At 57.3% G+C, this 13,723-nt stretch carries 14 protein-coding genes; 6 read left to right on the top strand and 8 right to left on the bottom strand.

The window, feature by feature from the left end; all coding sequences use genetic code 11:
* The 4 genes from NMB39_RS06660 to acs all read right to left on the bottom strand — a co-directional run bounded on the left by NMB39_RS06660 (position 1) and on the right by acs (position 4,909).
* Positions 1-699, bottom strand: coding sequence for an ABC transporter permease (locus tag NMB39_RS06660; RefSeq protein ID WP_034119440.1), 699 nt, complete (start codon positions 697-699; stop codon positions 1-3).
* Complete coding sequence (locus NMB39_RS06655; protein WP_010208305.1) at positions 696-1,385, bottom strand: ABC transporter permease; 690 nt, start codon at positions 1,383-1,385, stop codon at positions 696-698. The genes NMB39_RS06660 and NMB39_RS06655 overlap by 4 nt, the downstream gene beginning before the upstream one ends.
* Positions 1,386-1,476: 91 nt before the next feature.
* Positions 1,477-2,262, bottom strand: a complete 786-nt coding sequence (locus NMB39_RS06650) for an ABC transporter substrate-binding protein (RefSeq protein WP_057013611.1) — start codon at positions 2,260-2,262, stop codon at positions 1,477-1,479.
* Positions 2,263-2,953: 691 nt separating this feature from the next.
* A complete protein-coding gene (acs, locus tag NMB39_RS06645; protein ID WP_494339505.1) occupies positions 2,954-4,909 on the bottom strand; it encodes an acetate--CoA ligase in 1,956 nt (651 codons plus the stop codon).
* Positions 4,910-5,305: 396 nt separating this feature from the next.
* Here acs and NMB39_RS06640 point away from each other — a divergent pair, with 396 nt between their 5' ends.
* Positions 5,306-5,575, top strand: a complete 270-nt coding sequence (locus NMB39_RS06640) for a DUF2790 domain-containing protein (RefSeq protein WP_046069194.1) — start codon at positions 5,306-5,308, stop codon at positions 5,573-5,575.
* 157 nt (positions 5,576-5,732) lie between these two features.
* Here NMB39_RS06640 and NMB39_RS06635 read toward each other — a convergent pair whose 3' ends face one another.
* Positions 5,733-6,146 (bottom strand): type II toxin-antitoxin system VapC family toxin, encoded by a 414-nt coding sequence (locus tag NMB39_RS06635; RefSeq protein ID WP_043050338.1) that lies wholly within the window; start codon positions 6,144-6,146, stop codon positions 5,733-5,735.
* A complete protein-coding gene (gene vapB / locus NMB39_RS06630; RefSeq protein WP_043050337.1) occupies positions 6,143-6,373 on the bottom strand; it encodes a type II toxin-antitoxin system VapB family antitoxin in 231 nt (76 codons plus the stop codon). The genes NMB39_RS06635 and vapB overlap by 4 nt, the downstream gene beginning before the upstream one ends.
* A gap of 478 nt (positions 6,374-6,851) precedes the next feature.
* Here vapB and NMB39_RS06625 point away from each other — a divergent pair, with 478 nt between their 5' ends.
* From NMB39_RS06625 to NMB39_RS06610, 4 genes are all read left to right on the top strand, one after another.
* On the top strand, positions 6,852-8,102 hold the full coding sequence (locus NMB39_RS06625; protein WP_057023889.1) for a ribonucleotide-diphosphate reductase subunit beta: 1,251 nt from the start codon (positions 6,852-6,854) through the stop codon (positions 8,100-8,102).
* Positions 8,103-8,418: 316 nt separating this feature from the next.
* The gene (locus NMB39_RS06620) at positions 8,419-8,997 is read left to right on the top strand and encodes a BRO-N domain-containing protein (RefSeq protein WP_494339506.1); all 579 of its coding nucleotides are present in this window, start codon (positions 8,419-8,421) and stop codon (positions 8,995-8,997) included.
* A gap of 99 nt (positions 8,998-9,096) precedes the next feature.
* The gene (locus NMB39_RS06615; protein WP_494339507.1) at positions 9,097-9,810 is read left to right on the top strand and encodes an HNH endonuclease; all 714 of its coding nucleotides are present in this window, start codon (positions 9,097-9,099) and stop codon (positions 9,808-9,810) included.
* Positions 9,811-9,881: 71 nt separating this feature from the next.
* Positions 9,882-10,529 (top strand): HAD-IB family hydrolase, encoded by a 648-nt coding sequence (locus NMB39_RS06610; protein ID WP_057013612.1) that lies wholly within the window; start codon positions 9,882-9,884, stop codon positions 10,527-10,529.
* A gap of 172 nt (positions 10,530-10,701) precedes the next feature.
* On the opposite strand, the gene NMB39_RS06605 is transcribed toward NMB39_RS06610, so the two are convergent.
* Positions 10,702-10,920: a hypothetical protein gene (locus tag NMB39_RS06605; RefSeq protein ID WP_494339508.1), complete on the bottom strand. Its 219-nt coding sequence runs from the start codon at positions 10,918-10,920 to the stop codon at positions 10,702-10,704.
* Between the two features lie 170 nt (positions 10,921-11,090).
* Positions 11,091-12,050 carry a LysR family transcriptional regulator gene (locus tag NMB39_RS06600; protein ID WP_494339509.1) on the bottom strand — a complete coding sequence of 320 codons (960 nt, stop codon included), beginning with the start codon at positions 12,048-12,050 and terminating at the stop codon, positions 11,091-11,093.
* A gap of 193 nt (positions 12,051-12,243) precedes the next feature.
* Between NMB39_RS06600 and argH the strand changes: the two genes are divergently transcribed.
* Positions 12,244-13,671 carry an argininosuccinate lyase gene (gene argH, locus NMB39_RS06595; RefSeq protein WP_494339510.1) on the top strand — a complete coding sequence of 476 codons (1,428 nt, stop codon included), beginning with the start codon at positions 12,244-12,246 and terminating at the stop codon, positions 13,669-13,671.
* Positions 13,672-13,723 lie beyond the last annotated feature (52 nt).

Genomic DNA, 13,723 nt, shown 5'->3' with positions numbered 1-13,723 from the left:
TCAGTGCTTCCGTGGAGCCAGGTAGCTCAGCCAGCGGCGCTCGGCCAACTTGAACAGGCGTACCAGGATAAAGGTCAGGCACAGGTAGAACACACCAGCGGTGATATAGGCTTCAAACGGCAGGTAGTACTGGGCGTTCACCGTGCGCGCGGCACCGGTGATGTCGATCAAGGTCACGATGGAGGCCAGGCTGGTGGTCTGCAGCATCATGATCACTTCGTTGCTGTACTGCGGCAGCGCGCGGCGCAGGGCCGACGGCAGCAGGATCCGGCGGTACAGCTTGTAGCGCGACATGCCCATGGCCTTGGCCGCTTCGATCTCACCGTTAGGCGTGGCCTTGAGGCTGCCGGCAATGATCTCGGCAGTGTAGGCGCTGGTGTTGATCGCGAACGCCAGGCACGCACAGAACGTGGCGCTGGACAGCAGCGGCCACAGGAAGCTCTCGCGCACCGCTTCGAACTGGGCCAGGCCGTAATAGATCAAGAACAGCTGCACCAGCATCGGCGTGCCGCGGATCACATAGGTGTAGAGCCAGGCCACACCGTTGACGATCGGCTGCTTGGACACCCGCATCAAGCCCAGGGGCAAGGCCGCGAGCAAACCGAAGAACAGCGAGATGGCGAGCAGTTTCAGGGTGGTCAGCAAACCGCCAAGGTACAGCGGCATGGCCTCCCAGATGACGTTGTAGTCGAAGATCATAGATCAGCCGCCCTTACGCCTACCGAGTAGCGCTTCTCAAGATGACGCAAGGCCAGCAACGACACACTGGTGATCACCAGGTACATCGCCGCCACTGCGAGGAAGAAGGTAAAAGGCTCGCGGGTGGCATCTGCCGCCTGCTTGGCCTTGAACATCATGTCTTGCAGGCCCACCACCGAAATCAGCGCGGTGGCCTTGGTGAGTACCAGCCAGTTGTTGGTAAACCCGGGGATTGCCAGCCGAATCATCTGCGGCACCATCACCCGGAAGAACACCTGGAAACTGCTCATGCCATACGCAAGGCCTGCCTCGGCCTGGCCTTTGGGAATGGCCATGAAGGCGCCGCGGAAGGTTTCCGAGAGGTAGGCGCCGAAGATGAAACCCAGGGTGCCGATACCGGCCGCCAAGGGGTTCAAGTCGATATAGTCGTCGTAGCCGAGCATCGGCGCAACGCGGTTAAGCAAGTCCTGGCCGCCGTAGAAAATCAGCAGGATCAGCACCAGGTCGGGGATCCCGCGGATCACCGTGGAGTACAAGTCACCCAGCCAGGCCAACCAGCGCACCGGCGACAGGCGCAACGCGACCCCGATCAGACCCAGAACAATGGCCAAGGCCATGGACGACAAGGCGAGCTGAAGCGTCAACCATGCGCCATCGAGGATGACGGCCCCGTAGCCTTTCAACATGATTCAGGTCCTCGAAAAGGGGGATGAAAAAATGGCGCAAACCGCAGGAATTCTGGTGCTTGCGCCATTCTGGACAGACAGCCGCGAGTCCTTACTTGGTTTCCGGGCCGTAGATATCGAAGTTGAAGTATTTGTCCTGGATGGCCTTGTACTTGCCGTTGGCGCGAATCGCGGCAATGGCAGCGTTGATGCGCTCCAGGTTTTCCTTGTCACCCTTGCGAACCGCGATGCCTATGCCGTCGCCGAAGTACTTGGCGTCGGTGAAGGACGGGCCGGTGAACCCGTAGCCTTTACCGGCTGGGGTATCAAGGAAACCTTCCTGCAGCAGGGTGGCATCGGCCACGGTACCGTCAAGGCGACCGGCTTCCACATCCAGGTAGATCTCGTTCTGCGAGCTGTAAGGCACGACCGTGGCACCTTTAGGGGCCAGGACTTCCTTGGCGAAACGGTCGTGGATCGAACCACGCTGCACGCCGATCTTCTTGCCCTTCAATTCATCCAGGCTTTCAGTGACGGCAGTGCCTTCCTTCATCACCAGGCGCGCAGGGGTCAGGTAGTAGCGGTTAGTGAAGTCCACGGATTTCTTGCGGTCTTCGGTGATGGACATGGACGACAGGATCGCGTCGATCTTGCGCACTTTCAGCGCCGGGATCAGGCCATCGAATTCCTGTTCGACCCAGGTGCACTTGACCTTCATCTCTTCGCACAGGGCGTTGCCGATGTCGTAGTCAAAACCGACGATGCTGCCATCCGGCGCCTTCGAGGCAAACGGAGGGTAAGCCGCTTCGATACCAATTTTCAGTGGCTTGCCTTCGGCGAAAGCCTGCATGGACAGCACGGACAGCGCCAGGGCGCCCAACAGCACGAGTTTCTTCATCTTGGGACTCCATCGGTATGGGGCAAAACAGCAGTATGAGCCATGGCCCACGATGCGGCGAAGGTGTAACCGAATAGCGGTGCTGCGTCCTGCGCGGGCAACACCTGCGACGACGAGCGAGTGATCGGCATTCTAACGACAGCCCGGAAGCCGATATTTCCTCAATGCGACAACAATTTACAGAAGCACTGAGAAAGCGGTTCCAGCACATTGACAGCCTCTGGATTTTGTGCAGAGACAAAAGACATTAAACCCATTGGTACTGCAAATTGCGGGCCTATTATTCGCAAACCCTTCTGGCACGGCAAGTGTGGCGTTTAATCTTATTTATCAGGGTGTCTAAAACGCAGTTTTTAGGAGCGCAGGCGTGGTGCAATGCCCCAGGTTTGGCCGGGAGGTTACACATTTGCGCCTGGCGGTAACATTCTGAAACGTCCCACAGGAAAAACCGATATTTATTGGCTTGGTGGTTATGCGCTCTGCCATACCACCAACGAGTCTCGACATGGAATACATTCAAATGTGGGAGGGGGCTTGCCCCGATAGCAGTGGGTCAGCTGAAAATATGCTGGCTGACACCCTGCCATCGGGGGCAAGCCCCCTCCCACATTGGTTTTTCGGTGGTTTCAAGATCTCATTAAAAAGCCCCACCCGGCTCACACCGAATGGGGCTCTTTCCCACCAACCCGCCTTACGCGACGTTCATGGTCTTGTGCGTCTCAATCAAATGCGCCACCACCCCTGGATCGGCCAGGGTGGAGATATCCCCCAACCCGTCATATTCAGCCGTGGCGATCTTGCGCAGGATGCGCCGCATGATCTTCCCCGAACGCGTCTTCGGCAGCCCCGGCGCCCACTGGATCACATCCGGCGAAGCAATCGGGCCGATTTCCTTGCGCACCCAGTTCTTCAGTTCCAGGCGCAACTGCTCGCTCGGTTCCTCGCCACCGATAAGGGTGACGTAGACATAGATGCCCTGCCCCTTGATGTCATGGGGCACACCCACCACCGCCGCTTCGGCGACTTTCGGGTGAGCGACCATGGCGCTTTCGATCTCGGCGGTACCCATGCGGTGGCCGGACACGTTCAACACGTCATCCACACGCCCGGTGATCCAGTAGTAACCATCCTCGTCACGACGGGCACCGTCACCGGTGAAGTACATGCCACGGAAGGTCTTGAAATAGGTATCGACGAAGCGGTCGTGGTCGCCGAACAGCGTACGCGCCTGGCCCGGCCACGAATCGAGGATCACCAGATTGCCTTCGGCGGCGCCTTCGATCAGGTTGCCCAGGTTATCCACCAATGCCGGCACCACGCCAAAGAACGGGCGTGCCGCAGAACCCGGCTTGAGCGCATGCGCGCCCGGCAGCGGGCTCATCATGTTGCCGCCGGTCTCGGTCTGCCACCAGGTGTCGACGATCGGGCAACGGGATTGACCGACGTTCTTGTAGTACCAGTCCCAGGCTTCCGGGTTGATCGGCTCGCCCACTGAGCCGAGCAGGCGCAGGCTGCTGCCGTCGGCGCCTTCGCAGGCGGCGGTGCCGGAGGCCATCATGGCGCGGATCGCCGTCGGTGCGGTGTAGAGGATATTGACCTTGTGCTTGTCGACGATCTTCGCCACCCGGGTGATGTCCGGATAGTTCGGCACGCCTTCGAACAACAGGGTGGTCGCGCCATTGGCCAACGGGCCGTAGACGATATAGGTGTGACCGGTGACCCAGCCGACATCGGCGGTGCACCAGTAGATTTCGCCTGGGCGGTAGTCGAACACACGCTCGTGGGTCAGGGCTGCATACAGCAAGTAGCCGCCGGTGGTGTGCTGTACGCCTTTAGGCTTGCCGGTTGAGCCAGAGGTATAGAGGATGAACAGCGCTTCTTCTGCGCCCATCTCTTTGGGCGCGCACACGGTGCCCGCCACTTTCATCAGGTCTTCGTACCAGATATCGCGATGCTGGTTCCACTTGATCGCACCGTTGGTGCGCTTGCACACGATGACCTTCTGGATGCTGCTGGTTTCCGGGTTGGTCAGGGCGTCGTCGACATTGGCCTTCAACGGAATCTTCTTACCGGCGCGGATGCCTTCGTCGGCGGTGATCACCACCTTCGACTTACAGTCGATAATGCGACCGGCCAGTGCTTCCGGGGAGAAACCGCCAAATACCACCGAATGGATCGCACCGATGCGAGTACAGGCCAGCATGGCGACTACGGCTTCGGGGATCATCGGCATATAGATAGTCACCACGTCGCCGCGATGCACATCCTGCCCACGCAGGGCGTTGGCAAACTTGCAGACTTCTTCATGCAACTCGCGGTAGGTGATATTGCGGCTCTCGGCAGGGTCATCGCCCTCCCAGATGATCGCGATCTGGTCACCACGCTCGGCCAGGTGACGGTCCAGGCAATTGTAGGAAACGTTCAAGGTGCCATCGGCGAACCACTTGATGTCGACATGGTGGTCGTCGAACGAGGTCTGCTTCACCGCGGTGAAAGGCTTGACCCAGTCAAGGCGCTTGGCTTGCTCACGCCAGAAGCCATCGGGGTTGACCACCGACTGCTGGTACATGGCCTTGTAGGTTGCCTCGTCGGTCAGCGTGTTGGCTGCTACTTCGGGGCGAACGGGGTACAGGGAAGCCGCACTCATCTTTCTTACCTCGGTGACATAGTTGTTGTTGTATGGCCCCTGTTGTAGCCGGGGTGGGCCTATAGAACCATTCGACGATGGTAGTAACAAGACCCTACAAATTGCCCTGCTATGCCGGTTTACCGCTCTGGCCCACAGCCTGTGGCGCTTTGCGGGTGATTGAAAAAACTTTGATTGACCGATTGTTACAAAAACCGCCAAAGGTGTTTATCAAAAGCACGGGTATATGAATATAACCCGCAGGCTTAGAATCACTTCCGCCAACCAAGGCACTGTGATTAACAACGTAACAGCCCCACGAAGGCACGTTAATCCGAACTTCCCAACTTTTAAGTTACACACGCGGCCTCACAAGGGCCCCGTGACCCCTTTCGCCCTGAAGAAGGTAATGAAGAAATGAAAGCTTTATTAGTTATGGCCCTCAGCAGCCTGTGCGCCACCGCCGCCTTGGCCGACGAGGCCCCGACTGAGCTGGCTGGCCAGAATGCACCGATCGTTGAGGACTACACCTATAGCACTCACTTGGATGTGGCCAAAGTATTATCCATGAGCAACATCCCGGAAGTATGCGAAGTTGTACCGGTGAAGATGGAATATGAAGACTCACAAGGTCAGCGGCATATTCTTAATTATCACGTGATGGGCAATGGTTGTTCTAACGGATAACAGCGATTCAAGTTGGAAGCTTATTCGCCGCAAGAAATCGTTCTTGCGGCAAAGGCTCGATTCCTGACGCCTCCGCGATCAAACTGTGGGAGGGGCGGTGAGACGATTCGACTTGCTCCCGATAGCGGCGCCAGCCGTACCGATGCCATCCGATCTTTCAGTGAACCCAGTCCTCGTAAGACAACCCCGCTACACGACTGAATTCCCGGACGTTGTTGGTTACCAACGTACATCCCGCAGCAATTGCATGCCCGGCTATCGCCGTGTCATTTTGACCGATGATCGACCCTTGCCCAGTCAAGCTTCGCTTCACCTCAACCGTCGCGTCCACCGCTGCCAAGCCCCAAGGCAATACCTCATCGAGCCGCTTCACAAACTCATCGACTAACGTCTTGTGTTTGGGCGAAGCCTTTTTCCCAATCTGTCCATATCGCATTTCGGCATAGGTTATGGCCGAAATCACGATTCGATTGCTCCTCGCGACCTCCAATGCCAGTCGCTCAAGCACACACTCTGGCCGTTCACGCATGATGAATGAGCAAATGCAGGTATCCAGCATGTATGTCGTCACAGATTGAACCTGCCTTCATCGCCAATAACGTCCTGACGCTCCTGTAGAAAATCTTCGTCCGCCTTGGGCAGTTCACGCAACGACCCCCAGCTAGGTCGTACAGGTCGCAACGTAATCGTATCTCCGTTGCGGGTGATTTCGAGTTCGCCGACTCCCTCATAGGCCATGTCGTTTGGGAATCGAATAGCCTGGTTCTTTCCGTTTTTAAAAATCGAGACTGTGCGCATGATTCAGCTCCTACCTATGCCTGACATATGCAATGTAGAGATACGTAGAAGCCTATGCAAGACATATGGCAATTCGCCGACAATCGGAGATGTGTGCCAGTTGCTAAAAAACTTGCGGCAGCAACACCCCGTAAACTCTCACCCCGACTTAAAAAGCGTCCTTTTTGTCTCTGATCAGTGACCATCCGCCACAACACAAACCCAAATTTTTCCCTATAATGCGCGGGTAAATCGGGCCTGCAATATCCCTTTACACTGGGATGAAGAGCCAGACCTGAGGCATCCCGCGCGAGCTTGCACCTACCGCTGCGCACCTCAAGCCTCACGCAGAGCACCCGTAGCCCTATTCCGTTTAATGCGTGCGCTAGCTGCAACAAACGATTCCTTAAGATCCACCGCGGCCATTGGGCCGTGTGAACACCCAACCATCCGGTTTCACACGGGCACCTTTGAGCCCTCACGCAGGAGACGACACGTCATGCTGAGCTGGGACGAATTCGACAAAGAAGAAGAAGGCGAAGTAGCCGCTAAAGGCGCCAACGCCGGCCACGCCACCGAAGCCAACATGGACCGCCTCGACGGTGCCGGCGCCGCTGCCGCCATCGAAGCCCGCGCCGTCACCGCCAGTGACTCGGCCGCCATCGTGCGCGCCAAGGCTGCCCTGGACAAACTCGACGTCGCCGAAGGCCTCGCCGAACTCGAAGGCGCCTCCGCCCGCGTCGCCGTTGACGAAAAACGCATGATCAACTGCCGCGCCGACCTCAACCAACTCGTACCCTTCAAGTACGACTGGGCCTGGCAGAAGTACCTCGACGGCTGCGCCAACCACTGGATGCCGCAAGAGGTCAACATGACCGCCGACATCGCCCTGTGGAAAACCCCCGAAGGCCTGACCGACGACGAACGCCGCATCGTCATGCGTAACCTCGGCTTCTTCTCCACCGCCGACTCGTTGGTCGCCAACAACCTGGTGCTGGCCGTGTACCGCCTGATCACCAACCCGGAATGCCGCCAGTACATCCTGCGCCAAGCCTTCGAAGAAGCGATCCACACCCACGCCTACCAGTACTGCATCGAATCGTTGGCCATGGATGAAGGCGAGATCTTCAACATGTACCACGAGATTCCATCGGTCGCCAAAAAGGCAGCCTGGGGCCTGAAGTACACCCGCTCGATCTCCGATCCGAAGTTCGAAACCGGCACTGTCGAGACCGATAAAGAACTGCTGCGCAACCTGGTCGCCTACTACTGCGTACTGGAAGGCATCTTCTTCTACTGCGGCTTCACCCAGATCCTGTCCATGGGCCGTCGCAACAAGATGACCGGCGTGGCCGAGCAGTTCCAGTACATCCTGCGCGATGAGTCGATGCACCTGAACTTCGGTATCGATGTGATCAACCAGATCAAAATCGAAAACCCACACCTGTGGGATGCCGAGATGAAAGAAGAAGCGACCCAGATGATTTTGCAGGGGACGCAGCTGGAGATTGAATACGCTCGTGACACAATGCCTCGCGGCGTGTTGGGCATGAACGCGGCGATGATGGAGGACTACCTCAAGTTCATTGCTAACCGTCGGTTGTCGCAGATTGGTTTGAAGGAAGAGTACCCAGGGACGACGAATCCGTTCCCGTGGATGAGTGAGATTATGGATTTGAAGAAAGAGAAGAATTTCTTTGAGACTCGGGTGATTGAGTATCAGACTGGCGGCGCGTTGAGCTGGGATTAAATCCTACGGCAAGTAACACTAAAAAGCCCTGACTTGTTCAGGGCTTTTTTATGCACGCTGAATTGAATAGGACCCTTCCCACAAGACGATCATCCATGGAACGGTTGATGCGAATTTCGATGTTATTTAGGCTCATCCGCCGGTGCCTAAGAAACGCCCAACGTAGAAGCAAGCCTTAATCACACAGCAAAAATCCCGCTCGACATCAGTCATGCGTAATTAATGCTGCAATAAGGCTTCAGTCGGTTGGAGTTTCTTAAAACCGTCTCTCTACGTTGGGTCTGGCCCTTCAGAAATCACGTAGAGGTCATAGGGAATGTCCAATCACCATTTATTCAACTCGCCGTCGACCCAAGAAGCAGCGGCATCTGAACCTTTTATCGCCGCCGTCTTCACTCGTCACAGTCTCCATTTACATACTCTTCTTCTGGAAAACCAACCCTGGTTCTGCGCCCGCGATCTTGGGCGCTTGATGGGCTGGTATCTAGATGAACGAACTACTCGAAAGCTCGATGAAGACCAGCGAAGAACGGTAACCCTGTTGTTCCACGGTCAACCGGAAGAAATATTGATGGTCAGCGAATCCGGCGCGTACGCGCTGCTGGTCTATCACTACACACCGGGGAATCGCCTGTTACGCAGCTGGCTCACTCACGAAGTGGTTCCTACCTTGCGAGACGAGCGTCAGCCACGGACGGTAGAGAGGCCGTTGTTGAGCATGCTGGATTGGCCGGAGATGTCTTTGAACTTACTGCACTGGCAGGACGAAGGCTGGATTAGGCTGCGGGATATGCCTTACCTGTTGGTGAACCGGCCCCATCGGCCACAGCTCTCAAAAACGCCATGGTGGCGAAAGCTCATGCAATCTTTCCGAAACAAGCAGCGAATTTATTAACGAAGATGACCGCTAACTCTGACCGAACTGTAGGAAATTTCGTAGACGCAATAATGGCTACTCAGTATCGTCCGAGGGTTATCTACCCTCGGCGCCTGTATGGACATTACGAAAGACAAAACGGATTGGAGCGACGCGGAGCTGGCAGCGGCGGTCGAGGCTTACCTAAAGATGTTGGCCTGGGAAAAGAACGGCCAGCCTTTCAACAAAGCCCTCGAAAACCGCCTTCTGCGCGAAGGTCCGGTGGCAGGCCGGGCAAAGGGCTCTATCGAATTTCGCATGCAGAATATCTCCACGGTGCTTGTGCGTATGGGCTGGGACCGCATCGAGGGCTATAAGCCCGCCAAGAACGTAGGCTCCGGCGTAGAACAACGCATCCGCCACGCCCTCGCCGCACAAGGCGTATTCGAATCCGAAGACGCCGCCCAAACCGCCGATGAGCAAACGCTTATCCGCCGCGCCTCCAAACTCCAGCAACAAGCCTTCCCGAAACCGCCGGATGGCATTGCCCAACCGCAGAAAGTATCCACCGTCAGCACTGCCTTCGTTCGCGATCCAAAGGTACGTGCTTGGGTGCTCAAAGAAGCCAACGGCATCTGCGAAGGCTGTGGCTCAAACGCGCCGTTCGAGGTCGACGGTTTGCCATTTCTTGAAGTACATCACGTCAAGCACCTAGCCCAGAAGGGTTCGGATCGCATCACCAATGCTGTAGCCTTGTGCCCCAACTGCCATCAGCGTTGTCACCGGTCGAGTGATCGGGACACCTTCACCGAAGGGCTTTACGCCAAAATCGGAAGATTGGCACGGGAGTAGACTCCTGCTGTCACACCTGATGCATGCACAAAAATACTAGATAGGACCGAGGCCAACCCGTGAACCCAGACATGCTCGAAGCCGGCCCCGCAGACGCCAAAGTACTTTCCGTCTTTGACTTCGACGGCACCCTCACCCACCACGACAGTTTCGTGCCCTTCCTCAAGTTTGCCTTTGGCCCCGGTGAGTTTTATGGCCGGATGGTCAAACTGGCGGTGCCGGGGCTGCGCTTTTTGGTGCGGCAGATCAGCCGGGATGAGTTGAAAGCGCAGTTGATCCGCACCTTTATGACCGGGGTGGAGAAGACGTGGGTGCAGCAGAAGGCCGAGGAGTATTGCCAGCGCAATTGGGCGCGGTTGATGCGCCCGGCTGGGGTGTTGTCGGTGGAGCAGGAGTTGGGCTCGGGGGCGGTGGTGACGCTGTGCTCGGCGTCGCCGGCGTTAGTGTTGCAGCCGTTTGCCGATCGGCTTGGGATCCGCTTGATCGGGACTGAGCTCGAGGTGGTCGACGGGGTTCTGACTGGTAAGCTCACCGGGAATAATTGCCGGTGTGAGAATAAGGTGCTGCGGCTTGAGGCGGTGTATGGGGATTTGGGCGAGTATCGGCTGCGGGCCTGGGGCGATACGCGGGGGGATAGGGAATTGTTGGCGGCGGCGCAGGATGCGCATTTTCGGCATTTTCATGCGAAGAAGAAAAAGCGGGCTCGGTTGCAGCGTTGATGCGGGTAATTGGGATCGGTGGAACACCGAGTCGATCCCTTCGCAGCCTCGCAGGGGCTCGACAGCTCCCACAGTTGAGCGGTTCAGGCTTGAGGGTCACGCACTAGCATGGGGTGCTTGGGGTTGAGCGGTTAAACCAGGTTAACTCAATGCTTTTTGATAAAGCCCACTCTTAAAAGATTGGGCTTTTCTGCGAAAGGTACCAGTCGATATCGAATTCGAGACTCACGAGCGTTTTTATAGCCTTCAGCCGCTTCTGAATCACCTGCCTTAATTCCAGATCATCCAATCGCTCATCCTCAGACATAAAATCGTCAGAAACTGATTCGCCATTGAGGAAATAGCTGTCCCAGGGGTTTTCTGCTGGGGGGCTGTTTTTTGTTTGAGTCATGGACACCCTCCTATGGGTTGGCTGAAGACAATACAAGTCAGATGGCTTGTTGCCTAGGCGGAAAATGTATCGATGCAGATGGCGAGTTCGGTATGTAAACCGAGTTGATCCCATCGGAGCCTCGCTAAAGCTCGACACCTCCCACATTTGACCTGTGTTGCTCGGGAGAGCTATGTCGTAGCTTTGAGGTCCACGCCCAAGGTTGTGGCGAAGGCTTTGACCATCGGGCTTCGTGGCGCGTTGTGGCGCAGGATCAGGTTGAACGCGGTGCTCAGGTGAACCTGTTCCGGGCACAGTGCGCGCAGGCGCCCTTCGCTTACCAGTGGCGCGGCGTAGTGTTCCGGCAGGAAGCCGAGGAAGCGGCCGGTGAGGATCAGGATGGCGACGGCTTCAACCTGGGAGGCAGAGGCTGACTGGCTGTCGTAGTTGACGAAGGTGGCCTTGTCGCGATGGATCGCATACCGATGGTTCACCACCTCATAGTGGCGCAAGACTTCGGGCGTAATATCGCTCGCAGTGAACAGCGGGTGCCCTACGGCGCAGTAGGCGTGGGCCTTTTCTTCGTAGAGCGGGAAGTAATCGAATTCTTCGCGGCGCTGGTACACGGGGACGATGCCGACGATCAGGCGGCCTTCGACGACGCCGCGTTCCACTTCGTCCAGTTGCGAGGCATGTAGGCGTAATCTTATTTTTGGCGATTGCCGATGTAAGTTACCCAAAGCGGTAATCAGCGGGGAATTAACGTCAGAAACGGTGTTATCAATAACGCCGACACTAAGGTCGCCAATCAGCTCATTTTGAGCTGAACTAAGCTTGTCGCGAAAACTGTCCACCGAGGTGAATAACTCGATGGACGCTTGATACACCAACTTGCCTTCTTCGGTCAGCCCGAAGCCTTCCCGGCCCCGTGTACACAGGCGCATGCCGATGCGAATCTCGAGGTCGGAGATCTGTTTGCTGATCGCCGCCAGGCCCACATTCAATTCGTTTTGCGCGGCGCTGAAACCACCGGCCTCGACCACGGCCATAAATACCCGCAGCAGTTTGAAGTCCAAACCACTCAGTTGCAGGGGCGGCCTTGTGCCGGGTTTGGGTGGCAGGTTTCCAGAAGTGGAAAGTGGAGTTTCCATAATACGCGTTGACCTCAAGTGCCATATTCAACAGGCTTCAACCCAATCCTTGAACATAGCCAGGCGGCGATAATGAACATAAACATCCGCCCTTGGCAACCATGAATACGGCGCGTCAGACGCTGGTTCTGCATCGCTGAAATTCTGTTGTTACTGCCTCCGACTCTTCTAAAAACAAGCGTGAGGAACACCCATGTCCCAGCCCACCGACCGCCTTTGGGGCGCTCGTTTCAAGACCGGTCCGTCTGCCGCCTTGGCGGCGTTGTCGCGCTGCCCTGAGCGCTATTTTCGCCTGACGCCCTACGATTTGGCCGGCTCCCGTGCCCATGCCCGAGAGTTGCAGCGCGCCGGGTTGCTGGATGAGTCGGAGACCCTGCGGACCCTCGAAGCCCTGGACCGTATCGGTGATGATTTCGCCGCCGGCCGCCTGCATCCGACCCTGGATGACGAGGACGTGCACACCTTTATCGAACGCGTATTGACCGAGCGCCTGGGCGCCCTGGGCGGCAAGTTGCGCGCCGGACGTTCGCGCAATGACCAGACGGCCAACGATTTGCGCCTTTTCCTACGCGACCATGCGCGCACCATCACCACCGAGGTGTTGGGTTTGCAGCAAGCATTGGTGGCGCAGGCCGAGCAGCATATCGAGAGTATCTGCCCCGGCTTTACCCACTTGCAGCAGGCGCAACCGATCGTATTCGCCCACCACTTGCTGGCCCATGCGCAGTCAATGTTGCGGGATGTGCAGCGCTTGGTGGACTGGGATGTGCGTACGGCATTGTCGCCGTTGGGTGCAGCGGCGATGGCAGGGTCAGCGATTGCCCGCCAGCCGGAGCATTCGGCCAAGGAAATGGGCTATACCGGGCCGTGCGAAAACTCCATTGACGCGGTCGCCAGCCGTGACCATGTGGCGGAGTTCCTGTTTGTAGCGGGCATGCTCGGGGTGAATATTTCACGGCTGTCGGAGGAGTTTTGCCTGTGGTCATCGCAGCAGTTTCGCTGGGTGGTGCTGGACGATGCCTACGCCACCGGCAGTTCGATCATGCCGCAGAAGAAGAATCCGGATATTGCCGAGTTGGCACGGGGCAAGGCCGGCCGCTTGATTGGCAACCTGACCGGGTTGATGTCGACGCTTAAATCCTTGCCGCTGTCGTACAACCGCGATTTGAGTGAAGACAAGCACAGTGTGTTGGACAGCGTGGACACCCTGTTGCTGGTGTTGCCGGCGATGGCTGGGATGGTGGCGACCATGAAGGTGCAGGTCGACGAGCTGCGGCGTCAGGCGCCGATGGGTTTTACCTTGGCGACGGAAGTGGCGGATTGGTTGGCGACCCGTGGTGTGCCGTTCAAGGAAGCGCATGAGATTACCGGCGCTTTGGTGCAGGCCTGTGAGAAGCATGAAATTGAGTTGTGGGAAGCCTCACCGGCGATGTTGGCGGAGGTGGATGCGCGGCTTACGCCCGAGGTGCGCGACTGCTTGACCTTAGAGGCGGCGATTGCGGCGCGCAGTGGCTGGGGTGGGACGGCGCCGGAGCGGGTTCGCGAGCAGATTGGGCGGTTGAAGGTGGCGTTGGCGGCTCAGCAGGAATGGGTTGAGCGTTATCAGGGATTCAGGATTTAAGGCAGAGAGATTTGTGGTGTTTGGGCTGGCGCTTTCGCGAGCAAGCCCGCTC

Source organism: Pseudomonas sp. FBCC-B545 (assembly GCF_059134095.1).
This window is presented reverse-complemented; position numbering and strand designations above follow the sequence as displayed.

Coding starts and splice junctions, on each gene's coding strand:
- acs (WP_494339505.1), bottom strand. CDS start 4,909: ATGAGTGCGGCTTCCCTGTACCCCGTTCGCCCCGAAGTAGCAGCCAAC.
- NMB39_RS06605 (WP_494339508.1), bottom strand. CDS start 10,920: ATGACTCAAACAAAAAACAGCCCCCCAGCAGAAAACCCCTGGGACAGC.
- NMB39_RS06625 (WP_057023889.1), top strand. CDS start 6,852: ATGCTGAGCTGGGACGAATTCGACAAAGAAGAAGAAGGCGAAGTAGCC.
- NMB39_RS06600 (WP_494339509.1), bottom strand. CDS start 12,050: ATGGAAACTCCACTTTCCACTTCTGGAAACCTGCCACCCAAACCCGGC.
- NMB39_RS06640 (WP_046069194.1), top strand. CDS start 5,306: ATGAAAGCTTTATTAGTTATGGCCCTCAGCAGCCTGTGCGCCACCGCC.
- NMB39_RS06660 (WP_034119440.1), bottom strand. CDS start 699: ATGATCTTCGACTACAACGTCATCTGGGAGGCCATGCCGCTGTACCTT.
- NMB39_RS06620 (WP_494339506.1), top strand. CDS start 8,419: ATGTCCAATCACCATTTATTCAACTCGCCGTCGACCCAAGAAGCAGCG.
- NMB39_RS06650 (WP_057013611.1), bottom strand. CDS start 2,262: ATGAAGAAACTCGTGCTGTTGGGCGCCCTGGCGCTGTCCGTGCTGTCC.
- NMB39_RS06610 (WP_057013612.1), top strand. CDS start 9,882: ATGCTCGAAGCCGGCCCCGCAGACGCCAAAGTACTTTCCGTCTTTGAC.
- NMB39_RS06615 (WP_494339507.1), top strand. CDS start 9,097: ATGGACATTACGAAAGACAAAACGGATTGGAGCGACGCGGAGCTGGCA.
- argH (WP_494339510.1), top strand. CDS start 12,244: ATGTCCCAGCCCACCGACCGCCTTTGGGGCGCTCGTTTCAAGACCGGT.
- NMB39_RS06655 (WP_010208305.1), bottom strand. CDS start 1,385: ATGTTGAAAGGCTACGGGGCCGTCATCCTCGATGGCGCATGGTTGACG.
- vapB (WP_043050337.1), bottom strand. CDS start 6,373: ATGCGCACAGTCTCGATTTTTAAAAACGGAAAGAACCAGGCTATTCGA.